Raw genomic sequence first — 26,401 nt, forward strand, 5'->3', positions numbered from 1 at the left:
GCGTTTCTTCTCTCATTCCTATTTTAAAAACGTAATCCCAGACTGACCGTTGCCGTATGGCCAACGGTCTTTTCACTCCACTGCCCCTGATAACCAACAGTCAAACGGGTTGTTTTGGCTGTGTCATAGAAGGTCAGACCAGTATCCAAACGCCCCGTCACATCACCGAACTGGCTATAGTTACGGAAGGTACCATCTGAGACACTCGCGCCAGCGAAAGTTGCATTGATGTAGACATCGTCCTTGTTAGCAAAGCTGACTTCGCCACGCAGATAGGCTTGCATCATAAGCGAGCTGGTGATTGCAGTTTCGACACCTACTTCAAGTGATGGGGTTGCGGAAAGAACCCACTGATCCGTGCTATCGAGTTGCAGTCCGTAGGCACTGTTACTCTCCGTTGCGCTTCCAGAATAGAGATAGCTTGCATCGAAATCCACTGCTGGACGAAGATAGACCGCACCATCTGTTGGCTGATAACGATAGGCCGTTCCTATCCGAAAATTGGCCTGACTGATCCGCTGTTTGACAGTCGCGGTACCGCCGATGACGGGATCACCGCCCGGCAATGTGCCGTAGATATCGATCAGTCGCGTACTGTCATATCGGGCTGTTCCGCCATTGAGAATGCCATAGAGTTCCCATGGTCCCTTATATTTCGCAAGCGACACACCGAGCAAAGCCCTTTGACCTTCAGATGAGAACCGATCACCACTGCTCAGGCTGAAATCTTCGAGGCCCGTTCCGATACCCAGATAAAGGTCTTCTGTCACAGGCATTCGCACACCCGCATAAACGCCGGAGCTTTGTGTTTCAAAGCTGCGATTCTGGAAGGAAGGATCACGATCCAGTCGGCCAGTGCTTGCACTCATCCAGTAACAGTTTTTGCTATCACCCATACGCGCCGCGAAATTGTCATAGCCACAGTCGGCCATGGTCCGTGCAAAACGATATCCCGATTGCAGGGCATCAACCTGAGTCGTTGCATAATCCTGCGAACTGAGATTATCGATAGCATTGAGGACTTCGCCACTCGTTTGCATGTTGGCAATCAATGCGAACATGGGCCCCATCGCGACCGATCCCTGCCCGGAAAGCACGCGCGCTGCATGTTCGGCTGTCAGGGTCTGATTGCGGTTCATACCGATCATACGGAAATCGGCATGCGGAATGAGATCAATTGATGATCCGTCACCTGTCGGGCCATTCAATCCGATTTCATAGCTCATTACGGCCGTGCCCACGACGGTCGTGCCGTTATCTGCAGTGACACCGCCGGCATTCACCAGTACCAAGGGCTGCAAGCGATCAAGCTGGTGCAGCACAGGAATGACCGTGCCCGCAATTGTGGCATTGCCCGTGACATTGATCAAATCGCTATTACCGCCCGAGGCCGTATCCTGACGGAAATAGACATCCGCAGTATAGGTTGCTGTATTGGTAAAGCTCAGCGATCCGGTCAAAGCTGTCGTCTGGCTGACGTTCTGCGTGACCGCAAATTCTGAACCAGCCATACGCGCAGTTAGGGCCGTATTGGGTGTGTAATAAGCCACGCCACCGAGATAAAGATTTCCGTCGATACGCAGTTGCCCGGAGGCACCGAGATTAACCTCATTTTGCGCATAGAAAGAAGCGCCTTGCGTCACTGTCATCGAATTGACGCCGCCGCCAAGATCGATATTGCCAACGGCGCGTCCGTTCAGCGTAATCTGATCAGAACCGTCGCTACCGCTGATGATACGGTTACTGAGCGCCATCAGGAAGCTGTCTGAAGACAAAGCCAACGTATTGGCCGTTCCTCCGTCGATCATGACAGCCGCAGTTTCCGCCATTGCTTCATTGCTTGGTTGGCCGTTGCTGCCACCGATGATCACGCCGTCGAGCGCCACATCAATCGTATCGGCACCATCTTTGCCTTCAGACTGGGCAAGAACTGCAATGCCGCGTTCACCGAGGGACAAGATGTTGCCAGTCAGATCAAGTGTTATGCTGCCGCCCTGACCGCTACCGCCAGCACTGCCGTGGAACAGACCATCCACACTACCGCCGCCGCCGCCGAGACTTTGTGCGAGGATGCCGATCGAGTCCGCACCCGTGACAACAAGGTTGCCCTGATTGGTGAAATCGATTGCGCCGCCACTACCGGCATTGTCACCAGAAAGTAGAAGCTCGATGCTTGTCTTGGCCAAGTTTGTACCAATCAGACCACCACCTCCACCGATACTTTGCAGGACAAAGCCATGGGAACGCGCACCTGTCGTGCTGAGATCGCCAATGTTGTCGACCAGAATGTCACCGCCATCACCCGTCGACCCATCCCTTGCCCCAAGTGTCAGTCGTGCGTGATCGATGCCTGTGAGATAGGCTTCGCCACCACCCGCACCAATGGACTGAAAAATCTGCCCGCTTGCATTGTCTCCCCGCGTAGAAACGGTGCCGTTAAGGGTCAGTGCAATTGTGCCACCATTGTTGCGCATTGATGGATCGGCGCCCAGCGTGACGACTGCATTGCGTTGACCCGAACCTTCGCTGCGATCAGCGCCAGAAACAACCATCCGCCCACCACCGCCGCCGATAGACTGAGCCAGTCCGCCGCCAGACAGGTTGCCGAAGGTGGACACATTGCCTTTGCGGCTTGCGATCACATCACCACCGGAAGAATCATCGGTGTTAATCGCACCAAGCATGGCATTCAATGTGAAGTCACCGGCGATGCTGGACGCCATCGTAGTTGTCGAAAGACCGCCGCCGCCGCCGATACTCTGCATGAGTATGCCTGCAGAGCGATCCGATGTCGTTACAATATCGCCCTGGTGGGATTGGCTGATTGTGGCACCAATGTTGCCATCCACATCATTACCACCAAGTGACAGGCTGCTCGTCAGAGAAGCCGCAGCAGCACCGGCCGCCGCTCCTTCGGACGCCGAGGCAAAATCAAGAAACGTATCAACGTTGCCGCCGCCGCCATTAACAGACTGACTAAAGATCGCCTGGCTGCCTGCACCGGTGACGATGATATCACCGCTGCTGTTTACAGTAACCTCCCCTGCCGATCCTTTGGTGCCTGCACGAGCACCAAGTGCTGTCGAGATGATATAGTCCGCTGCCATGACAGCAGGCGTGGAAATGGAGAGCGCTGCATTGCCGCCGCCGCCGCCGACCGACTGTGCGAAAATACCATAGCTGTTTTCACCACTGACTCGGATAGTCCCGCTATGATTGACGGTAACATCTCCGCCATCAGCCCCATCACCACCAGCTCCACCAATTGCGATCTTGGAGTAGGATTGACCTCTGGCCTGATTGACCAGATCGTTAAGCGACAATGCCACTGCCATGCCGCCATTGCCGCCGCCACCACCGACTGACTGAGCAAAAACGCCATAGGATTGTGATCCCGACACGTTGATTTCGCCTGTGTTGGTGACGATAACAATTCCCGCTGCATTTCCGCTGCCACCTGATCCGCCAATATTCAACGCCATTGACGGATTGGTTTCGGCACCTTTTTGCAAAGCGAGACTACCGGTAATGGAATAACCACCATTACCGCCACCACCGCCGATGGATTGGGCAAGAATGCCATGAGCTTTATCGCCGCGTGTCACGATCAAACCGTCATTGACGACATCGACTGCACCACCCGTGCCACCATCTGAACCGGAACCACCAATCCCCAATTGCAAGCCCTGTTCGCTATTGGCTGTGCTTGAAGGCTTGGTCACCGTAACTGAAAGAACTTCGCCGCCATTACCACCGCCGCCGCCAATGGATTGCGCGAAAATTCCGTGGCTTTCGTCACCATCAGTGATGATCCTTGCACCGGTCGCATTCTTGACATCAACTTTGCCGGCAGCTCCACCGCTGCCGCCTGAACCACCAATGAGCAAAGCGTTACGTGTGCTGTTATCGGCATCACTTCCGGCTACGATATTGCGCACATGTTGTGCATCGCCGCCACCACCGCCAACAGCCTGCGCAAATATGCCAGCAGCCTTTTGGCCCTCAGTGCCGATATCGCTGGTGTTGATAACACTGACATTGCCTGAAACAGCGCCTGTTCCACCGTTTCCACCGATAGAAAGCGTGGATGTGCTGGCAATGGTCGAGCGAAGGTTGACAATTGTGTTTTCAACCAATCCACCTTTGCCGCCACCACCGCCAACCGATTGAGCCATGATGCCATGAGCGCCATCACCCAGTGTCGTCAAAACACCGCCATTGGCAACAGTCACGTCATCAGACGCCATGCCATCGCCGCCCGTCCCACCGATATTGATCGACGTTGTCGTACCGATTTCAGTGCCTTTTACAGTGTTCTTCAGAATGCTGAGTATGGAGGTGCCGGCCTTGGCGTAACCTGCAGTACCGCCCGCACCACCGATTGACTGAGCGAGAATACCAATGGAACTGGCACCCTCTGTAACAATCCGCGCCTTACTGGTAACATCTACATTGCCAGATGTGCCACCTGTCCCACCATTACCACCGACATTGATCGAGTACGAAGTTGCCTTGCCAGCCGAACCCGTCGCACCACCGCCAGTACCACCACCGCCGCCGACGGACTGGGCAAAAATACCATGAGACTCTTCACCAAGTGTGTAGATAAGACCCTCAGCATTAACTGCAACATTGCCGGATGTTCCACCCTGTCCGCCTTCCAAGCCAATACTCGCTGAGAAGCTGTTACCAGTCTTATCACCATCTTTAGGCGTCGTAACGGAAACAGAGGTCGACGACGAATTGCCACCACCGTTGCCGATAGACTGTGCGAATAGCCCATGCGAGCGGTCGCCCTGTGTAAGCACTATGCTATCGCTGGTGATCTTTACATCGCCTGATGACCCCCCCGTTCCACCTGTGCGTCCGATTGTGATGCCGATATTGCCATCCTCACCGCCAGCTGTAAGCATATTGTAACCAGCATTACCGCCACCACCGCCAACTGACTGTGCGAAGACGCCGTGCGAACCGTCGCCTTGTGTATAAATGATGCCAGAATTGTTCACGGCGACATCGCCACCTGTACCACCGGCACCAGTGCCACCACCGATAGCGATACCAAAGCCCTTGTTTTTCGAAGCGTCACCAGTTTCAAACACCATGCCAGCGTTGAAAGCAGCATTGCCACCGCCGCCGCCAATCGATTGCGCGAAGACGCCGTGGCTGTCTTTTTGAAGTGTTACAATATCACCAAAATGTTCGACGTTAACTTCCCCGCCGTTACCGGCATTGCCTGCCGACCCACCGACGGCAATAACTGCTGAGTTGACCGTCTTTTTGCTACCGCTACCGCCGCTTCCTGTCGTGGCATCCGCAGTATCGATCTTGTCGGTGATGCCTGAGAGGGCAGACGATTCCACGCCGTCGTTGACGGTTTCCTTCCGATCTCCTTCAGAACCGCTATTGCTACCAGATCCCGTGGTCTTGCTAACGCCTAAAACCGCATTGATGCCAGCATCGCCGCCGCCGCCGCCGATGCTGCTTGCTTCAATACCGTGTGCGCCAGATCCATCAGTGATGATGAGGCCAGCTGACTCTAGCGCTGTCCCGCGCGAAACGCTGACATTGCCTGCATGGCCGCCATTGCTGCCAGTGCCGCCAATACCGATACCAACCGGCGAGCTGTCTTTGGTTGCTACGGCGGTCACATTGATACCGCCCGTGCCGCCGCCACCGCCAACCGATTGAGCGAAAATGCCGCGTGAATGATAGCCCTTAGTCGAGATATCGCCATCTGATGTCACGTCGACATTGCCAGCATTTGCCCCTGTGCCTCCGTCGCCGCCAAGGCCTGCAACAATACTGAGATCTGTCGCGCCACCTGAACTATTGGAACTGCCCCAATTCAACTGACCGCTGGCATTGAGCGCGCCATTACCGCCGCCGCCTGCAATGGATTGAGCAAGAATACCGTGTTTCCAATTGCCTTCGACCTCTATCGTTCCCGCGTGATCGACCGTCACATCGCCTGACACATTGCCCGCACCGCCTGAGCCACCGACACCGAAAGTGATGGACGGGATCTTGCCGTCCTTGCTGATGGCAACGCCTCCAGACACATTCAGACCGCCATTGCCGCCACCACCGCCAATCGACTGTGCTAAAAGACCGGCCGACCCCTTGGTATCAGGTAAGGTTTCATCGCTTTTGAAGAGTCCAAGATCAACGAAAAGAGATTTCAGGCCGAACGACCCAACCAGACCTTCCGTCGTATCGACAATCGAGTTACCGACCACACTACGCAGTTTGGTCTCGAAACTCTGATCGCTTGGTTCACCAAAATCGGCAGGATCTGTCGTAACTCTGATATCAGCACGTGCAGTCACTTTTACATCGTCAGCGGAACCGGCTTTGCCGCCCATGCCGCCGATACCAACGATCAGCGAAGTGTCTGAAACAATGCCACCACTAACATTCATGCCGCCATTACCACCGCCGCCGCCAACCGACTGCGCCAGAATGCCGGATCGACCGCTGCCGTGGGACAAAATTGTACTGCCTGCACCGATATTGACATCCACGGTGCTGGCATTGCCGCCCGTGCCGCCAAAACCGCCGACGCCGATTAGAACGCCATAGGACTTGCTCGCGTCAGGCTGGCCTTCGCCCGGCTTGCCACTGATCGCAACCCCGCCACTGACATTCAGTCCTCCCTGCCCGCCACCGCCACCAATGGATTGCGCGACCACGCCGTCTGCACCCTGCGTTTCATTAAACGTAACGCTACCATCGCTGTTGATGGTGCGCGGAAGCGTAGTCAACAAACCAGTATAGGAAAGATCAACCGCACCGGCATCGCCACCACCGCCGCCATAGCCGCCTACGCCTGCCGAGATGGAAAAAATCGTGCTCGAGCCTGATGGCTTGGTTAAAGCCAATGAACCGGAAATATTGGTGCCGCCAACACCACCGCCGCCGCCAAGGCTTTGCGCCAGAAGGCCAGTGGAACGGTCACCGAATGTGTTGACGGTTCCAATCACATCAAGCCCAACCGAACCTGCATTGCCGCCTGCACCACCAAAACCACCAACGCCAAGCGCTACAGCAGCGCCCGATTGGCCAGTCAAGCTAACCGCACCAGCGACATTGGTACCACCAGTACCACCACCACCGCCAACCGATTGCGCCATGACAGCGATGCTTTCATCGCCAATGGTCGTTATGTTGTCAGAGGTGTTTGTGACACGCACTTTGCTCGTCACATTGCCGCCGTTACCGCCGCCGCCGCCGAATCCGCCGAGACCAAGCGATGCAGCACCGCCGTTCTGCTGACTTAGATTAAGCGTTCCGGCCACGGTCATGCCGCCATTGCCACCGCCTCCGCCCAAACTTTGTGTAACAATGGCCGAGCTTCTATCGCCAAAAGTCAACACTCCACCGGTGACGTCTGAAGCTGTCAATGCACCTGCATCGGCACCGCTACCGCCGAAGCCACCGACACCGAGGGCCACGGCAGCACTTGTTTGCCGAGACAGAGAAACAGCCCCACTGACATTCAAACCGCCATTGCCACCGCCTCCACCAAGGCTCTGGCTGAGAATACCAATGGAACCCACGCCACGGGTTTCCACATAGCCAATCACGGTCTGATCGACAGATCCAGCAATGCCGCCGCTTCCACCGAAGCCGCCGATGCCGAATCCGAGGGCACCGGAGAACTGTGGTGCCACTGAAAGCCCGCCGGAAATGTTGATGCCACCATTACCACCGCCGCCGCCAAGGCTTTGAGCAACAATACCCGAAGAACGGTCGCCAGATGTAACAACGATGCCGTCATATTTGCCGGTCACATCACCTGCAAAACCACCATCACCGCCGAAACCACCGACACCGACAGCCGCAACACCCGACCCATTACCAGAGATGCTGAGCGCGCCGCTGACATTGATACCACCATTGCCTCCGCCACCTCCGACTGACTGCACAAGAACACCAGTCGCATCTGCGCCCTGCGTCGTGACATTGCCTGTAAGATCGTTACTTGCAGTAGAGGCACTGCCACCGGAGCCGCCAAAACCGCCAATACCCAGACCGACAGCCCCGCTATTTTGTGCAGCAAGGCTCACGGCACCCGTTACATTGATACCACCATTGCCACCACCGCCGCCAAGCGACTGCACAATTACACCGCCGGAACGATCACCCTTGGTAAAGACGTCGCCGGTCATATTGTTTGAAGCAGCAGCACCTGTTCCGCCTGAACCGCCGGTACCACCGATACCGACGCTGGCTGCACCGGAGCCGTTGCCAGATACACTAACCACGCCGGAAATATTGATGGCACCATTGCCGCCACCGCCGCCAGCAGACTGAACAACAACACCGCTCGCATCATCGCCGGATGTCTGGACATTACCATCAATGGTGCTATCGGCGGCACCTGCGTTGCCACCATCGCCACCGCTGCCACCAATACCGACCGAGACGCCACCTGAACCTGTTCCGGCAACGGTGACCGTGCCCGATACATTCATGCCGCCGTTGCCGCCGCCACCGCCCAAGGATTGGACGACAACAGCAGAAGAACTGTCACCTTCAGTGATTACATCGCCGGTTAGAACAGAAGTCGCTGCGCCCGAAGCGCCGCCTGAACCGCCTGAGCCGCCAAGCCCCACCGCAGCACCACCGGAGCCTGTTCCAGCAACCGCAACGGTCGCCGATATATTCATGCCACCATTACCACCGCCGCCGCCAAGCGACTGCACGAGAAGGCCCGTAGACTGATCACCAAGCGTGGCCAAATTGCCGGTCACATGACTGTCGACCTGGCCACCTGTGCCGCCCGCGCCACTGCTTCCACCAAGCCCGACACTCACAGCTCCAGAACCAGTACCTGCACCGCTTCCTGCTGCTGTCACATTGAAGCCGCCATTACCGCCGCCGCCGCCAATGGACTGAGCCACGACGGCCGACGACTGCGCGCCTCGTGTAAGGACATCATTTTTGACGGTCAAATCGACTTTACCGCCATTGCCACCACCAGCACCGCTACCACCAAGGCCAACCGAGATTGCACCCGATCCGGTCCCGGCGCCTGACAGCGACGGAGTGATATTGAAACCACCGTTACCGCCACCACCACCAACCGACTGAGCGAGAACGCCAGTAGATGCTGCGCCACGTGTTTCGATATTGGCGTTGGTCTTTGCAATAACAATGGAACCATCGCCACCACCTGAACCGCTACCGCCAAGGCCGACGCTGACCGAGCCAGCACCGACGCCAGCTGCCGAAACACCGGCACTGACATTAAAACCGCCATTACCACCGCCGCCGCCAATGGATTGTGCGACAAAGCCAGATGAAGCAAAGCCTTCCGTCAGGATTGTTCCGTTTGAGGTAGCAGTGACCGAACCACCGTTGCCACCGCCAGCACCCGAACCACCAAGCCCGACACTGACCGTGCCAGCACCGGTGCCCGAACCTGCAATCGAACCGGAAACGTTGAAACCACCATTACCGCCGCCGCCGCCAATCGACTGAGCAACGAAGCCTGAAGAACGATCACCTTGGGTCCAAATATAACCATTGCTGGTAAGTGTTACCGCACCGCCAATCGCGCCTGCGCCACCCTCGCCACCAAGGCCGACGCTAACTGCGCCGCTACCAATGCCCGAACCGCTGATCGCACCGGATATATTGAAGCCACCATTACCACCGCCGCCGCCAATCGACTGGGCAAGAATAGCTGTAGAGTCATCACCTTCCGTCGTTACGTTACCGTCGACCGTCGCCGTAACCGTGAAACCGTCACCGCCGCTGCCTCCCGATCCACCTAGTCCGACCGAAACCGAGCCGCTGCCCGCACCAGCCCCTGATACCGAGCCTGAAACGGAGAAGCCGCCATTGCCACCGCCGCCGCCAATCGATTGTGCAACCACACCTGCTGCGCGATTACCCTGTGTTCCAACATTCTTGTTGATCTGCGCCGCAACTGTGCCACCAGCACCACCGGCACCCGCTGAACCGCCAAGTCCAACAGAAACACTGCCCGCACCGGCACCTGCACCGGCTGCACCGGCCGCAATCGAGAAGCCGCCATTACCGCCACCGCCGCCAATCGATTGGATAAGAATAGCTCCAGAATCGTCGTTCTCAGTGACAACGACAGCATCGACCTGAGCATTGACCGCGCCGCCGGCACCACCACCAGCCGCGGAACCGCCTACACCCACATTAACAGCACCCGCGCCAGCACCGGCACCTGCAGCACCTGCGGCAATCGTGTAGCCGCCATTGCCGCCACCGCCACCCACAGATTGAGCAACGATTGCGGTCGAAAACTGGCCAGTGGTCCGAATGAGATCGCCACCGGCAATAAGATTAACTGTACCACCTGTGCCACCGCCAGAGCCGCTGCCGCCAACACCTGCGCTGATGGTTCCCGCACCACCACCGCTCGCAGCCACGCCAGCAGCAATGCTGCCGCCGCCATTACCGCCGCCACCGCCGATTGATTGTGCAAGTAACGCGGATGAGCTGTTACCACGCGTGGTAATATCTGCATCAGTGTAAACGCGGACAAGGCCACCATTGCCGCCATTGCCGCCTGAACCGCCGACACCAACAGATACGCTGCCCGAGAAGATCAGCGAGCCACTGCCAGTTGCAGCCACCGCTAAACCGCCATTGCCGCCACCACCGCCTACTGACTGGAAAATCATTCCAGCCGAACGTTCGCCGGTTGTTACAACACTGCCGGAAAATCCGGAAGAAATCAGGTTGCCGCTACCATCAACTTTACCGACGCGCACCTCGCCGCCAGCACCGCCTGATCCGCCTGAGCCACCAACCCCAACTGCTAAAGAACCCGAAACAGGCCCAGAAGAAGCAGCTGCCGAGATCGCGTAACCACCGTTACCGCCACCGCCGCCGATCGATTGCAACAAAATGCCCGCTGCATCAGCACCTGCGGTTTGAACAGCTGCGTTACCACTTCCAGTTAGGATTGCAGTGCCGCCGGCACCGCCGCTGCCACCTGCGCCACCAACCGAAACCGAAGCCGCGCCAAATGCACCGACGGCTACGCTGACCGCGCCACCGCCATTGCCGCCGCCACCGCCGATTGACTGGATGAACACGCCGGTTGAGCGATCACCCGACGTCATTATCAATGAGGGCTGGCTGGCATCCGTGTCGGACAGGGTCACATTGACGTTGCCGCCCGCGCCACCTGCGCCGCCTTTGCCACCAATTCCCACACCTGCGAAAAGACCGACAGAGCCCGACGAACCGCCATTGCCGCCACCGCCACCAATCGATTGTGCAAGGATGCCCATGGCATCATCGCCCTTGGTCGTGATCAGACCGTCATTGGTGACACTGACCGTTGATCCGGCTCCGCCGCCATTACCGCTGCCGCCGACCGCAACCATCCCGCCGCTGGAGCCGCCGTCACCGCCGCCGCCGCCTATCGATTGTGCAATAATGCCGCGAGCACCATCGCCTTCAGTGTCGATACGACCATTGTTTGTAACGGAGACAGTTGAACTGCTACCGCCTTTCGACCCATTTCCGCCTATGCTGACCAGACCATAGGCATCAGCGCCCTGGCCTCCAGAACCACCAATTGACTGCGCCATAATTCCGTCGGCGAGATTGCCTATTGTGTGGATCACTCCGCTTGCCGTGCTCGTCACGCTCACTGCGCCCCCCGAGCCGCCATTCGATCCGACGCCACCCATGGCAAGTGCGACGAGGCCTGCGGCTGTGCCGCCCGCACCACCGCCGCCGCCAATCGATTGTGCCATGATGCCGCGTGATGCCACACCTGTGGTCTGGATTGCGCCGCCATTACTGACAGTAACTGCTCCGCCATTACCGCCATTATCTGCTTGACCAATCAGCGAAACGAGCAAATTCCCGCTGGTTCCGGCTGAACCGCCCGAACCGCCGATCGACTGCGCGAAGATACCGTTAGAATAATCCTGTTTCGTCAGGATCTGGGCGCCCGCATAGGTGTTGACGTTCACTTGACCGCCATTGCCCCCATAACCGCCGCTCCCAGCTTTACCGACAAGGCCCCATTGGTCGCCGCCATTGCCACCGTTGTTGCTCACACTCAGAGCATAGATACCATGGGCATTCTGGCCGTCAGTTGAGATTGTGCCGTACTGATTAACCGTGACATTGCCGCCATTTGAAGAATGTCCACCGGTGCCACCGGCAGGTGCCGCAATCGCGCCGCCGCCATCGCCAGCTTTACCGCTTCGGCTATAGGCAAAAATACCATGGTTCGCATCGCCGGTTGTTTTGATCGTGCTTGACGAGGATTGTGTGGCATTAACATTGCCACCTGCTCCGCCGTCACCACCATCGCGAGCATTCCAGAACGTGACATAAGCAGCCCCTCCCTTGCCGCCGTTGCCACCAACACTACCAATTTCCCAGCCAATATTGGAAGTCGCATTGACATCGCCACTCAGCGTCTGTGTATTGGTTTGACCTGTGGCGCCATCACCACCTGAAGAGGGAGGAACAAACAACGCGCCAGCGCGGCCGTTACTGCCGTTCTTGCCATAGATGACTTGTTTCACTCCGTTTGGCCCAGCCACATCGACGGGAGGCGTCAGTATCCCTTCTGAACCTGAACTATTGAAACTGTCATTGAAATCTATCGTGGACTGAACGAGGGCGAATTCGGCACTGCCTGTGGCCTGAATACTGGTAACAACAGCCTTATCGCCGTCAACCGATGCCACGACGAATGCCACAGGCGGAGCATCGCTGTTGTAGAATACCTCGCCTTCGGTTTTAACGAGGAAAGTATAACCATCCGCTGTTTGAACGAATGCGGTGTTGCCAGCGGTCGCCGTTCCGGCCGGATCTACCCTTAAGGCGCTGACTGTTGTCGTGTCACCAGTGACGGGATTTGTAACAGTTTGGCCAATCGATGATGTCTTCGAAGGTTGTGGCGGCGGGTCTTCCGCATAAGCTGCAGGGATACTTATCGCGATCTGCATGCTCACCAGAACGGCAAGCCGCACCGATTTACTTTTCGACGCCCCAAATGCACGTACACGCTTTTCGTCTGACATGACGCCGCCCCGTCCCTTGGTATCCACTCGCGTCGCGGCACCTTAGGCAAGCGCACAAAGATGCTTCTAATCGCGATGGATCTCAATCAGTTTTATGGAATTCCCCCGGAGTGCCGAGCCACCCTCAACCCAAGATGGTGTCACCGCTCATCACTCGCCTTATCACTCTAACAACATCACAAATTGTTAGCAAGTATTAGCATTATATTTTATAATTACGGACCATCTTTTCACCATTTATTATCTTTTATGGACACTTCTTTTCTAATTTTGACTTCACTTTGACAGTTACCAATTATTATAGAAAATTATACATGACTATATATGGAAATTTACTACATACATAACAACACCCAACAAAAAACGGCTTTGCATTCAGAATCAATATGACAGCTGTACCCTTCTTTTGATAACAGTACACAACCGATCAAGCAAAAGATGGAAATAAACTTCAGAACCGCCTCTATTTAAATCTTCCGCCGTATATTGAGCTTTATAAATCAGCAGGAAAGTCCCGAGTGGCAATACGACATTCATCGTATTTCGACTTTATCGCTTCTTCATCGCCGGTCTGGTGGGAGCATCAATTTGGAAGAACGAATATCTGTTTATCATATTGAAATTAATAATAATATTTGCATTTCATTACAACCCTTAAAGCAATCCTAGATTGTATCTAACATCTATAGATTGAACCAAAAAAGACTAAGTGCACGGGCCGTTAGGCCTCTTAATTTGGCGCTTGTTTACTCTCGACAAAGTCAATCATTTAGTACTGGCGTGCACGCCAAACACCTATTACTTTCGGTTTAAGTACGCTCAACCATCCCGAGACGCTACATTTTCCACAAGCCTTGAGTGCAAGGCAAAGCCCTTAAACTCATGATCTCACAACCCAAAATCGCATTTATCAATTTAATCCAGTCAAATGTTGCAAATATGCTACCCCAAATTGCATTCCGTTGTGTTAGCTAAAACTTATTAAGCTGATTCAGGAGTACGGCATGCTGCCTCGGAAATCCGCCCTTCTTTCAACCTGTTCCGCCTTCGCATTTACTATTTTTCTTCCAGCAACCATCACGCTTGTTCCCACGCAAGCGCTGGCTGCTTGCACGACGACGGGTAGCGCGACCGTATGTACATCCGCAGCGCCTGCTGTATGGACTGCGACAGTTGGTACGGGGCGCACAAACAACAATAGGACTGTCGAAGTTCAGTCGGGAGCGCAAATCAATACAATCAACGCCAACGCGATCAGTATTGGCGATGGTGGAACTATAACAGTGCGCAATGGTGGAAGCGTCACAAACAGCTCCACCCCTTCAGGCTCGGGTTTGTTTGGTACCGGACCGAACACAATAGAGTTCGGCAGCAACGGTCAGCTCATTGTCGAACAAGGAGGTCAGGTGATCGCCAACGGCACGAACACGCGCGCCGAGGCTGTCAACGTCCATGGTTTCGGCAACACGATCATCAATCGTGGTCTTATTCAGGGCCAGAGCAGTGCGGCTATCTGGTTTGAAGACCAGGTAACTGGTGCAAAGAATACCGTCGACAATTACGGAACGATACAAAAGCTCGGCGGCGGCAGCGTCATCGGCACCAATGGTGGTGCAGGCATCAATTTCATCAATCGAACTGGTGGACAAGTTGTCGGCGATCTGAGCTTTGCAGGCGGTAATGATACGCTCACCTTTGAGCCCGATTCAGTCGTGACAGGCAACATTAATGGCGGCGGTGGCATTAACGATCTTATTTTGCAGGGTATTTTAGGTTCAAGCGATACACTGGCGGGAGCACTCAGAAACTTCACCACGCTGACAAAGAATGGTGATGGCCTATGGACCGTGAGCGGAAGTCTTTCCGGTTTTACCACCGTGACTGTGAATGACGGAACGCTGGCTCTAACAGGCGACAACGTCAATTACACAGGCACTGTGATTGTCCGCCCGGATGGTGTTCTTGAAGCACGCGCTCAAAGCCTTCCCGTTAAAACCATCGCCGTCAACAACGTCAATAATGTGCAAAATGATGGGCTTGTTCGCTTCACGCAACCCGATAATGGCACTTACACGGGCCAAATCGTCGGCTCCGGTGCGGTAGAAAAAACAGGTGCCGGAGTTTTGACATTGGCACCCGCAACAACTGCCGGAAACACCTACTCAGGTGGCACAACGATCAATGAAGGTACAGTTGCCGTCTCAGCGGACAATGCATTCGGGAATGCGAATGGCGGCCTCAATTTCAATGGTGGCGCACTGCGTTTCGACACATCGTTTGATCTCGCCAATAGTCGCGCCATCGTCCTGAACGCTGGAGGCGGCACATTCGATACCAATGGCAATACGACCAACATCGCGCAGGCGATTTCTGGTTCGGGAGCGCTCACCAAAGCAGGTGCCGGTGTGCTTAACCTTGAAGGCGCTAATGCATATGGCGGTGCAACGACGGTAACTGGCGGAGCGCTCTATGTGAATGGAGATCAAACTGCGGCAACCGGTGCAACGAGCGTGAACAGCGGCGCAAAAATCGGTGGTGTTGGCACGATTGGTGGTAACGTCGCGATACAGGATGGCGGCACACTCGCACCTGGTCGGGCTGGAGATGCGCCAGGGGCGTTGACAATCAATGGTGATCTTGCACTAAGCGGCGGATCCAGTCTCGAATATAGTTTTGGGCAGGCCAATGTGGTCGGTGGCCCACTCAACGATTTGACGACCGTTCAGGGGGACCTGACACTCGACGGTACAATCAATGTTGTTGCCACTCCCGGTGGATCATTTGATCCCGGTGTCTATCGCGTCATCAGCTATAACGGCAATCTGACCGATAATGGTCTGGAGATTGGAACCATCCCAGCGAGCGGCTACTACGTTCAGACCGCAGTCGCCAATCAGGTCAATCTGGTCAACACAAGCGGGCTAAACCTGACTTATTGGGACGTCTGGCCAGCGGCAAACGGAGCCATCGGCAACGGCGCAGTAAACGGTGGGACGGGCACGTGGCAGAGCTCTGGCTCAGGCGGCGCCAACATCAATTGGACAGAACCTACCGGAACGATCAATGCTCCGTATCAGGACGATGCCTTTGCTATTTTCATGGCGACTGCCGGAACCGTAACAGTCGACAATAGCGTCGGCGACGTGCGCGCATCAGGAATGCAGTTTGCGAGTAACGGTTATGTTGTTACAGGCGATGCAATCACATTGGTTGGATCTCCGTCTTCGATCATTCGTGTCGGTGATGGTACCGCTGCAAGCGCCGGTTATATTGCTACAATTAACTCTGTGCTGACTGGAAACACTCAACTGACCAAGACCGATTTGGGCACGCTCGTTGTTGGAGGAACCAACACCTATACTGGTGGCACTGCGATCAATGGCGGCGTGCTTCAAGTCGCCAACAATGCGAATCTGGGCGATGCAGCAGGCAGTATATCCTTTGATGGCGGCACCTTGAGGACAACGGCCGACTTCACCATTGACCGCGCTACCGCTCTCCAAACTGGAGGCGGCACGATCGATACAATCGGCGCGACCACGCTTGAATTTGATGGCGTCGTAAGTGGCGATGGCGGACTGACAAAAATCGGTTCAGGCACGCTCGTCCTGAATGGCACCAACACATATGCTGGCGGATCCGCGATCAACGGTGGAACCGTTCAGATCGCGTCTGATGCAAGTCTGGGCGCGGCTTCCGGGCCGCTTAGCATCGATGCAGGCACGCTGCATTCGACCAGCAATATCTCGATGAATCGCACGACGACCATCGGAGCTGGCAATGCGACCATTCAAACGGATGCGGGAACGACCCTCACTCAACAGGGAAATATCGCCGGAGCCGGTGCAATCACTAAAACAGGTGACGGTGCATTGGTCCTCACCGGTGCGGGAACCTATACTGGCGGCACCACTATTGCATCGGGGCTGCTTCAGCTTGGCGATGGCGGAACGTCAGGGTCGATTGTCGGTGATGTCACCAACAACGGCACTTTGGCATTTAACAGGACTGGTACTCTCGTTTTCGACGGCGTAATTTCAGGTGCGGGTGATGTGCGTCATATCGGGACCGGCGTAACCGTTCTCAACAAGCAGAGCGCGTATACAGGTGCGACTTCTGTCGAGGCTGGAACGCTTGCGGCAGGCGGAACGAACTATTTCAGTTCCAACTCAAATTTCACCGTTGCTCAAACGGGCACTCTGGCGTTGAATGATTTCAATCAGTCACTCAAGTCACTGAGCAATTCAGGAATTGTCGACCTTGGTCCAAACGCAGGGACGACGCTCACGGTGACCGGTAACTATACCGGAAATGATGGCACAGTGTTGATCGGAACGGTACTCGGCAACGATAGTTCAGTCACCGATAGGCTTGTCGTTAACGGCGATGCAAATGGAACGGGCCTTCTGGCGGTCAAGAATATGGCCGGTAGCGGCGCTCAGACGAGCGAAGGCATCAAAATCGTTGATATCAACGGCGCGTCCAATGCGACATTCACCCTGCTTGGGGATTATCAGTTTCAAGGCGCGCCTGCAGTTGTGGGTGGTGCTTATGCCTATCAACTCTATAAAAACGGGAAAGCCAACCCGAATGATGGTGACTGGTATCTGCGCTCAACCATCAAGGATCCGACTGACGGCGGCGGCACAAACGGCGGTGGCGACGACGGTGAAGAAATTCCCCTCTACCAGCCGGGAGTTCCCAGCTACGAAGCTTATCCACAACTCCTACTTGGCCTAAACAGCTTGCCAACACTGCAACAGCGTGTGGGCAACCGCTATTGGAGCAACGCTGGCAACGTCATGCTTGCAGAAGGAGCCGACCCAATCGGTTCGCCTTACGCTCCTGCGGCAGAAGCTGGTAACTTGATCGAGGGCAATGGTGTGTGGGGTCGCATTGAGGGCGCTCATACCAACGCCGATCCACGCTTCTCTACGTCAGAAACAGATTACAGCTTTAATACACTCAAGCTTCAGGCAGGCCTCGACGGCGTGCTGGCTGAAACAGAGAATGGCAAGCTGATCGGCGGGATCACTGTCCACTATGCCCACGGCAAAGCCAAAACGAGTTCGCTATATGGCGACGGCGAAATTTCAACGGACGGCTATGGCTTTGGCGGTACGCTGACCTGGTATGGCGACAACGGCTTCTATCTCGACGGTCAAGCGCAAGTTACCTGGTATGACAGCGATCTGATGTCCGATCTTGCCAATATGGGGCTGACAGACAGCAACAACGGCTTCGGTTATACATTTTCCGCAGAAAGTGGCAAACGTATTGTAATCGACCAGAGCTGGTCACTCACGCCACAAGCTCAGTTGACCTATTCGAGCATTGATTTTGACAGCTTCAATGATGCTTTCGATTCTCGCATCAGTCTTGATCGTGGTCGAAGCCTGCAAGGCCGGATCGGATTGTCTCTTGAACAGCAGAACTCCTGGTACAACGCTAACGGACTTATCGACAGAACCTATCTCTATGGGATCGCGAACGTTTACTACGAATTCCTGGATGGAACAAAGGTCGATGTCTCCGGCACGAGCTTCGCCAGCAAGAACGAACGTCTCTGGGGTGGCATCGGTCTGGGCGGCAGCTACAACTGGAATAGCGACAAATATTCGATCTATGGCGAAGGCTCAGTCAATACAAGCCTGAAGAATTTCGGCGACAGCTATAGCTACAAAGGCACACTCGGTTTCCGCGTCCGTTTTTGATAGCTAAAACATTTCAACAATTGCCTATCCGCAAAAACACATTTTGCGGATAGGCATCAGAAATATTGCGCCAAGTTCTTGGCTATGTCTTAGCCAGCGAAAATCAGCTCCAATCTCGTGTTGATGGCAGTAAAGGCGTCATAAGCGGATCGACATTGTTTTCATCAAACTGCTCGGCCAAAAGAGAAGCTGTTGTAGGTCCCAACGTAAAACCTTGATGACCGTGTCCAAAGTGGAACCAAAGACCCTTGTGTCGGCTCGGCCCTACAACCGGCAACATGTCCGGCATACAGGGACGGGTTCCCGACCACGGAGTTTCTTCAACAGGTTCCTGTAAGGAAAAAAGCTCGCCCGCAGCCGCTTCAGCGCGTAGTATCTGGCGAGACGATGACACAATTCCCGGTGGGGTCATATGCGCTCCGGTCAGAATGCGCAGCCCTTTATTCATTGGTGCGATGAAAGTCGAATTCTCAATATCCAACGTCGCGATTTGAGGTTCTTGCTCAACGGCAAAATGGCGATGATAACCACGTTTGAAGACCATCGGGATGCGGCAGCCAAAAGCTTCAAGCAGTTTAGGCGACCACGGACCCAGAGCAATTACCACATTCTCAGCGGAAATTGCCCCCGTTTGCGACAATACCCGCCAGCCCCCAATATGTTGCTGCAATGTCGCGGCATCTCCCCTGACAAATATTCCACCGCGCGCAACGAAAAGTGATGCGTAGCGGCTTACCAGTTCTCCCGGATCGCGGCACGTCCACGGAGAGGTCCAATGAACAGCGCCAGCGAGCGGACGACGCAGCGTTGGTTCAAGCGATGCCATTTCACTCGTCCCAAACACCGTGTGCGGCACATCATATATTTGCTTCAATCGTTCGGCGGCTTCTGCCGCGAGTTCGAACTTCTCCGCAGTGCGATAAACGGCACGCCAACCTTTCCGAACGATCAGCTCATCTGCGCCTGCAGGCTCTATGAACCGTGCATGATCTTCGCTCGCTCGCAGTATGAGCTTTGAATAGGTCGCAACAGTTTTGGCATAAGGTTTAGGTGCCGACTGACCGAAATAACGCCACAGCGGGCCAACCAGATGTGGCATGTCACGCATTCGCCAATCGACATCATTGCCGCGTTTTAAAGCAATGGACAAGATTTCCCGTAGCGAACGAGGGAAAGCATAAGGCTCCACAGCTTCTGTCTGGATAATGCCGGCATTGCCATAGCTGGTCTCTTGCCCCGGTGCCTTGCGATCCACAAGAACCACATGATGCCCCCTCTCCTGCAACGCAAGAGCGGTTGAAACACCAACCATACCGGCTCCAAGAACGATTGTGTCAGTCATGGCTTAATTCCATCATGAGAATTTGGAGAAATCAGGCAGAGACTCCTATTGGCCGTGAGCGTACGACTATACATTCGAGGCAATCAATTTGACTTTCTGACAATAAACATATTTTTATTATTAGAAAATTCAATTTTTCCATTCAAGAGATCAGAATGAAGCTTTTCATCGCCGGACTGGACACCGAGACCAACACATTTTCACCGATGCAGACCGGGCTTGAAGCCTTTTCAGAAAACCTTATCGCCTATGGCGACGCGACCCAAAGGCCTCTGAACTGTTGTTCGTCACAGCTTTTCGTCTGGCGCAATGCCGCGCAGGAAAAGGGCTGGAATGTCGTTGAGAGCCTCTGCGCGGTGGCAGAACCAGGCGGGAGAACGACACGCTTGGTTTATGAACACTTCCGCAAGACCATTCTCGGCGACCTGGAAGCAGCCATGCCGGTCGACGCAGTCATGCTGGCGCTTCATGGCGCCTGTGTTGCAGACGGCTATGACGATGTTGAAGGTGATCTGATTTCACACGTCCGCAAACTCGTCGGACCAGAAATTCCGATTGCAGTTGAACTCGATCTTCACTGTCATATCACCGACCTCATGATCGATAATGCTTCTATAATCATGACCTATAAAGAATACCCGCACACCGATATCGAGACGATTGCGGCACAGCTCTTTGCGATGCTGGAACGCACGCTTGCAGGTGAAATCCGACCGATCATGGCCGCCTATGACTGCCGTCTTGTCAGCATTTTCCATCCGCACAAAGTGCCGCTGCGTGGAATAGTCGATCGCATGAAAGAACTGGAAGGGCAGGACGGTGTGCTGGCCATATCTTTCGGCCATGGCTTTCCGTGGGGTGACGTTGCAGATGTGGGAGCCAAAACACTCGTTGTCACCGACAATGATCCAAGCAAAGCTGCACGCATTGCCGAAAGCTTTGGCCATGAAATATATGTGGCACGCGAGGAGATGCGCGGCGATTACCTGACAATCGATGAAGCGCTGGATCGCGCCATTGCGGTCGAGAATGGTCCCGTCGTGTTAGCTGATGTTTCTGATAATGCAGGCGGAGGAGCGCCGGGGGATTCAACCTTCATCCTGCGCCGCATTCTTGAGCGCGGCATCGAAGATGTTGCTTCCTGTCTCTACTGGGATCCGATTGCTGTACGCATGTGTCGCGAAGCAGGCGAAGGCGCGACGTTGGAACTAAGAATCGGAGGCAAGATTGGAAAAGTGTCTGGCGATCCACTGGACCTTACAGTCAAAATCAGACGTATCGCAACTGATATTACACAGCGTTTCGGGCCAACGCCGCTCAGCATTGGCGATGCAGTATGGGTCAGCTCAGGAAGCATCGACATCGTTCTGAACACGGTTCGCACCCAAACATTCCACCCAGAATGCATGACAGGATTGGGTCTCGATCCGTCACAGAAGAAGATTATCGTTGTCAAATCCAGCAATCATTTCCGGGCCGGTTTTGAACCCATCGCAAGCGAAATCCTCTATGTCAGCGCGCCAGGTGCGCTGCAACCTCGCTTCGAAAATCTGCCATTTACCAAACTGAAAAAGCCTTATTGGCCAAGAGTTGCCGATCCGCTGGGCTAGTCATAAATTGCCTCGCGGATTGAATTGCATTTCAAGAGCACATTGATTACGCGAACGTGTTAGTGAATTGGTTATTCCGTCGTATAAGCTCCCGGCTTACCGCACGCTCAACACCATTTAGCCAATGGCGAATTGGAGACGTCAAGAATGAATGATGCGAAGTCCAGCCTTGGCGACATTCTGCGAGACATTCGCAATCGCAATCATTGGACGCTTGCCGAAGTGAGCGCGATGACGGGGCTGGCCGTATCGACCCTCTCCAAGGTCGAAAACAATCAAATGCAGCTCACTTATGACAGACTTATCGAGCTTGCACAGGGGTTGAATATCGACATAGCCGAACTTTTTGGGACGATCGCAAGTGCCGACGACACGTCCAATGTTATGGGCCGCCGCACGTACACGAAATCTGGCGAAGGCAAGTCGATCATCACGCAGAATTACGACTATCTCTATCTCTGCACGGAAATCTACAAGAAGGCGATGGTCCCTATTCTAGCGGTCGCACATGCCCGCACCCTTGAAGAATTTGGCCCTCTTATCCGTCACAAAGGCGAAGAGTTCTTCTATGTAGTTGAAGGGGAGTTAGAGCTGCATTCGGAGATCTATGCACCGCTGCGTCTCAAGAAGGGCGACTCCGCTTATTTTGACGCGATGACTGGCCACGCCTATCTCAGCGTGAGCGAAGAACCTGCGCAAATCCTGTGTGTTTGCTCCACGCCTGAAACCGAGTTGGTTTCCACTCTCGTCGATCAGCAGACCATCAAGTTTCGAGCTGAATGAGCGACTAATCTTTGCCGACCCCGCTATTTGCAGAATAGTTTGCGAAAATTATGTTTCCTATAAGAAAATTAATTGATTGCCTTTCAGAGCTGTGCGAACCTGCAATGACTACCTTCGGGTACAGCTGAATTAGCGGGCTGAAGCGATGCATGCAGCCAGTCCCATTGTTGGAGACAACATTGTCTGATCTTACGGCAATCGAAGCTTTCAATCGCCCAATACCGGTCGACCTTCCGACACCTTATGTCGAGATCGATGACGAGCGCTTGATGCAAAACCTTAAGGGAATGCAACGGCGTGCCGACCAGGCCGGTGTTGTTTTGCGCCCTCACATCAAGACGCACAAAAATCTTACAATCGCGCAACGGCAGCTTGAACTCGGCGCAATCGGCGTCACGGCTTCCAAACCGGAAGAAGCGCTGGTTTTCGTTGAAGGTGGGGTGCCTTCAGTCACCCTTGCCTATCCAATCGTCCGACCAGAATCTATTGATCGACTCGTGCGGAGCGCGAAGGTTCGCCAGACCGAACTTTTGTTCATTGCAGCACATGACATAGGCGTCGAGGCAATTGGCGCTGCGGCGCAAGCGCATGGCGTCAAACTCGGCGTCTTTTTGAAAGTCGATGTTGGTTTGGGACGCGTAGGCGTTAAACCGCAAGATCCTGCGGCCGAGCGATTGGCTCACCGCATTGCAAAGCACCCGCATCTCACATTCGAAGGGCTTTTGTCCCACGCTGGGCACTCTTATGGCAGCAAGTCTGCCGGAGAGCTTGCGAATATCGCCAATGCAGAAGCGCAGGCATTGTTGGAACTTGCAGAACAGCTCAAAAAATCAGGCGTCGAGGTGGCGGGAATTTCTGTGGGAGCAACACCAACTTGTCTCGGCGCGCCGATCCCTGCCGGTATTACCGAAATCCGCCCGGGTAACTACGCTTTTCTCGACCGCACGGCGCTTCGACTGGGCATCACGTCTGCGGATGATATGTCGCTTTCAGTAATCGCAACCGTTGTTGCCCATAATGACTACCACTTCATCGTCGATGCGGGCTCAAAATCTCTTTCATCCGACCTTGGCGCACACGGTTCCCGTGGCAGTGGGTTCGGCATTGCCGTCGGTGTGAACACCGCAGCTCCACAAACATGGGAAGTTGAGCGTCTTTCAGAAGAACATGGCTTCGTTCGGTGTTCAGATACGCCGCCTGCTATCGGAAGTCGTGTTCGCATTTTCCCAAATCATTCCTGCGCGGTTGTCGCTCAGTTTGATCGGATCACATTGCGTCAATCCGATGGACGACCATGCACATTATGGACCAACGCCCGAGGCCGGCAAACATGACGCCTAAGCCAAGGCACACCCAACACACTCCACTTGGAATAACTGAGAGAGGACTGATATGACAAAGGAAGTTGAATGGGCGCGCATGACTGCGCCTGCTCTGCGTGAGATCGCTGGCAAACCCGGTGCCCTTGCCGTATTGCCTATCGGATCGCTGGAACAACACGGTCCGCACCTGCCGGTCATTACAGACACCGCCAGTGCTTCGGCTGCTTCGATACGAGCGGCAAGCCTCGTCGCCGATGAAATTCCAATCGCCGTCCTTCCCGGACAGTGGCTTGGCATGAGTGAACACCACCTGCCTTTTGGCGGAACGATTACCCTTGATTACGAAACACTCAGCCGCGTCATCCGCTGCATCGTGCGGTCATTGAAGGCAATCGGTTTCTCGCGCCTTTTCATCGTCAATGGCCATGGCGGCAATATCGATCCGCTTGCGGTTGCAGCACGCGAACTGGCCGTCGAATTTGCAATGCCAATCGTCGTCACCACACCTTGGATGCTGGCAAGCGAGGAAGCAGGAAAGATCTTCGAGGTCGATAGCGGCCCGCACCACGCATGCGAAGGCGAAGCTTCGGTCATGCTGGCGATTGCTGGCGATGCCGTAAAAACCGACATGTTCGGTCAGGCCTTTGGCAATCAGCGGCATCCTGTTGATGTGCCGGCAGATGTTTCACGCTTCTATTCCTTTGCTGAACGCGCACCCGTCACCGGAACCTGGGGCGATCCACGCAGCGCAACAGCAGAAAAAGGCGAAAAATTTCTCGATCTTCATGCGCGCGAGCTCGTGAAGCTGATCCGCAATGAAGTTCTGTGGACCAAACCCGATCCGGTTTGGGCACCAGCGCGAGGCCTCGGAACAACTGACGGCCGAGCAGAATAATCGGCGAAGGCAGCAAAACAACTCAGAGGGAACAAAATGAAAATAAAATCAAAAAGAATGCGAAAGACTTTACTCTCATTAGCGGCAGCGGTAGCGCTTTCAGGAGTAACACTGGCTCCGGCAATGGCCAAAACACTTGTCTATTGTTCGGAGGGCTCACCGGAAGGTTTTGACGCCGCACTCTACACCACCAACAGCACATGGGATGCTTCTGCCGAGACGATTTATGATCGCCTGACCGAGTTCGAAAGCGGCACTACAAATGTGGTTCCAGGTCTGGCTGAGAGCTGGGTCATATCCGATGATAATCTCGAATATACGCTGAAACTGCGTCAGGGCGTGAAATTCCACACCACGGATAGTTTCACCCCAACGCGCGACTTCAACACAGACGATGTGCTTTTCACCTATAAGCGCCAGCTCGATAAGCAGCATCCGTGGAACAATTATTTCGTTGGTGCTGGCTGGGAAATGTTCAATGCAATGGACATGCCTGCAATCATCAAGGAAGTGGTCAAGGTTGACGACCATACCGTCAAATTCATACTGAACCAGCCAGATGCTTCCCTGCTGGCAAAGCTCGCGCTGAATTTCGGTTCGATCATGTCAGCTGAATATGCCGAGCAGCTGGAGAAAGCTGGTCAGCGCGAAGATCTTGACCATAAGCCGGTCGGCACAGGGCCTTTCCGCTTCGTCGATTATCAGATCAACGCCGCAATTCGCTTTGCTGCAAATGCCGATTATTGGGATGGCGCACCCAAAATTGACACTCTGATCTTTGTGATAGCCACAGACGCGGCCACTCGTATGCAGAAATTGCAGGCTGGTGAATGCCATGTTGCGGCGTATCCTGCTCCAGCCGACGTTGCTGGATTGAAGACCGATCCAAACTTGATCGTGATGGAACAGCCGGGACTGAACGTCGCGTATCTCGCGATGAACACACTGGAAGCGCCATTCGATAAGCTGGAAGTGCGCCGCGCTATAAATATGGCCGTTGATCGCAAGGCCATTGTCGAGGCTGTTTATCAAGGCATGGGTCAGGTCGCTCAAAGCGTGCTGCCATCGACTATGTGGGGCTATAATGGCGACATCAAGGGATATAGCTATGATCCGACTGCTGCAAAAAAGCTTTTGGATGAAGCTGGCGTCAAAGACCTGAAAATGAAGATTTGGGCGATGCCTGTCAGCCGTCCCTATATGCCAAATGCCCGACGTGCCGCGGAATTAATGCAGGCTGACCTCGCCAAAGTCGGTATCGGAGTAGAGATCATATCCTATGAATGGGGCGAGTATCTCAAGAAAGCGCGCGACAAGCAGCGCGATGGCGCCATTGTTCTGGGAGGAACCAGTGATAATGGCGATCCCGATAACCTGCTCAGCTATTTTTTCAGCTGTTCGGGAGTTGGAGGAAGCAACAATGCCAATTGGTGCTACCAGCCGCTTGAAGACATTCTGCAAAAAGCACGTGTGAGCTCGAACAAAGATGAACGGACCAAGCTTTATCAAGAAGCACAGGCGATCATCAGCGATCAGGCACCTTGGGTTCCGTTGGCCCATTCAACTGTTGTGCTGCCAATGTCCACGAAGATCAAAAACTATGTGATGGAGCCACTCGGTTCGCATCGTTTTGAGAAAGTCGATATCGAAGAATAAAAAACTGGTCACTTATCGGCGGCTTTTGTCGCCGATAAG

At 54.6% G+C, this 26,401-nt stretch carries 8 protein-coding genes; 6 read left to right on the forward strand and 2 right to left on the reverse strand.

The annotated features are described in order from the left end of the window. Positions 1-23: 23 nt before the first annotated feature. Complete coding sequence (locus CES85_RS03530) at positions 24-13,040, reverse strand: autotransporter outer membrane beta-barrel domain-containing protein (protein ID WP_095444665.1); 13,017 nt, start codon at positions 13,038-13,040, stop codon at positions 24-26. A gap of 1,004 nt (positions 13,041-14,044) precedes the next feature. On the opposite strand from CES85_RS03530, the gene CES85_RS03535 reads away from it, so the two are divergent. Continuing rightward, positions 14,045-18,754: an autotransporter outer membrane beta-barrel domain-containing protein gene (locus CES85_RS03535; RefSeq protein ID WP_244923214.1), complete on the forward strand. Its 4,710-nt coding sequence runs from the start codon at positions 14,045-14,047 to the stop codon at positions 18,752-18,754. A 103-nt stretch (positions 18,755-18,857) separates the two neighbouring features. Here CES85_RS03535 and CES85_RS03540 read toward each other — a convergent pair whose 3' ends face one another. Continuing rightward, positions 18,858-20,096, reverse strand: a complete 1,239-nt coding sequence (locus tag CES85_RS03540) for an NAD(P)/FAD-dependent oxidoreductase (protein ID WP_095444666.1) — start codon at positions 20,094-20,096, stop codon at positions 18,858-18,860. A gap of 155 nt (positions 20,097-20,251) precedes the next feature. On the opposite strand from CES85_RS03540, the gene CES85_RS03545 reads away from it, so the two are divergent. The 5 genes from CES85_RS03545 to CES85_RS03565 all read left to right on the forward strand — a co-directional run bounded on the left by CES85_RS03545 (position 20,252) and on the right by CES85_RS03565 (position 26,362). Then, a complete protein-coding gene (locus CES85_RS03545; RefSeq protein WP_095444667.1) occupies positions 20,252-21,706 on the forward strand; it encodes a M81 family metallopeptidase in 1,455 nt (484 codons plus the stop codon). A 147-nt stretch (positions 21,707-21,853) separates the two neighbouring features. After that, the gene (locus CES85_RS03550) at positions 21,854-22,489 is read left to right on the forward strand and encodes a helix-turn-helix domain-containing protein (protein WP_095444668.1); all 636 of its coding nucleotides are present in this window, start codon (positions 21,854-21,856) and stop codon (positions 22,487-22,489) included. Between the two features lie 179 nt (positions 22,490-22,668). After that, entirely contained in the window at positions 22,669-23,823 is a 1,155-nt protein-coding gene (locus CES85_RS03555) for an alanine racemase (protein WP_244923215.1), read from the forward strand. Positions 23,824-23,881: 58 nt separating this feature from the next. Then, complete coding sequence (locus CES85_RS03560) at positions 23,882-24,706, forward strand: creatininase family protein (protein WP_095444670.1); 825 nt, start codon at positions 23,882-23,884, stop codon at positions 24,704-24,706. 57 nt (positions 24,707-24,763) lie between these two features. Further along, positions 24,764-26,362, forward strand: a complete 1,599-nt coding sequence (locus CES85_RS03565) for an ABC transporter substrate-binding protein (RefSeq protein WP_095444671.1) — start codon at positions 24,764-24,766, stop codon at positions 26,360-26,362. Positions 26,363-26,401 lie beyond the last annotated feature (39 nt).

The sequence above is a fragment of the Ochrobactrum quorumnocens genome (assembly GCF_002278035.1).
GTDB lineage: Bacteria > Pseudomonadota > Alphaproteobacteria > Rhizobiales > Rhizobiaceae > Brucella > Brucella quorumnocens.

Excerpts from the sequence above, each read along its gene's own strand:
- CES85_RS03540 (WP_095444666.1), bottom strand. The coding sequence starts at position 20,096 with ATGACTGACACAATCGTTCTTGGAGCCGGTATGGTTGGTGTTTCAACC.
- CES85_RS03565 (WP_095444671.1), top strand. The coding sequence starts at position 24,764 with ATGCGAAAGACTTTACTCTCATTAGCGGCAGCGGTAGCGCTTTCAGGA.
- CES85_RS03530 (WP_095444665.1), bottom strand. The coding sequence starts at position 13,040 with ATGTCAGACGAAAAGCGTGTACGTGCATTTGGGGCGTCGAAAAGTAAA.
- CES85_RS03545 (WP_095444667.1), top strand. The coding sequence starts at position 20,252 with ATGAAGCTTTTCATCGCCGGACTGGACACCGAGACCAACACATTTTCA.
- CES85_RS03550 (WP_095444668.1), top strand. The coding sequence starts at position 21,854 with ATGAATGATGCGAAGTCCAGCCTTGGCGACATTCTGCGAGACATTCGC.
- CES85_RS03560 (WP_095444670.1), top strand. The coding sequence starts at position 23,882 with ATGACAAAGGAAGTTGAATGGGCGCGCATGACTGCGCCTGCTCTGCGT.
- CES85_RS03535 (WP_244923214.1), top strand. The coding sequence starts at position 14,045 with ATGCTGCCTCGGAAATCCGCCCTTCTTTCAACCTGTTCCGCCTTCGCA.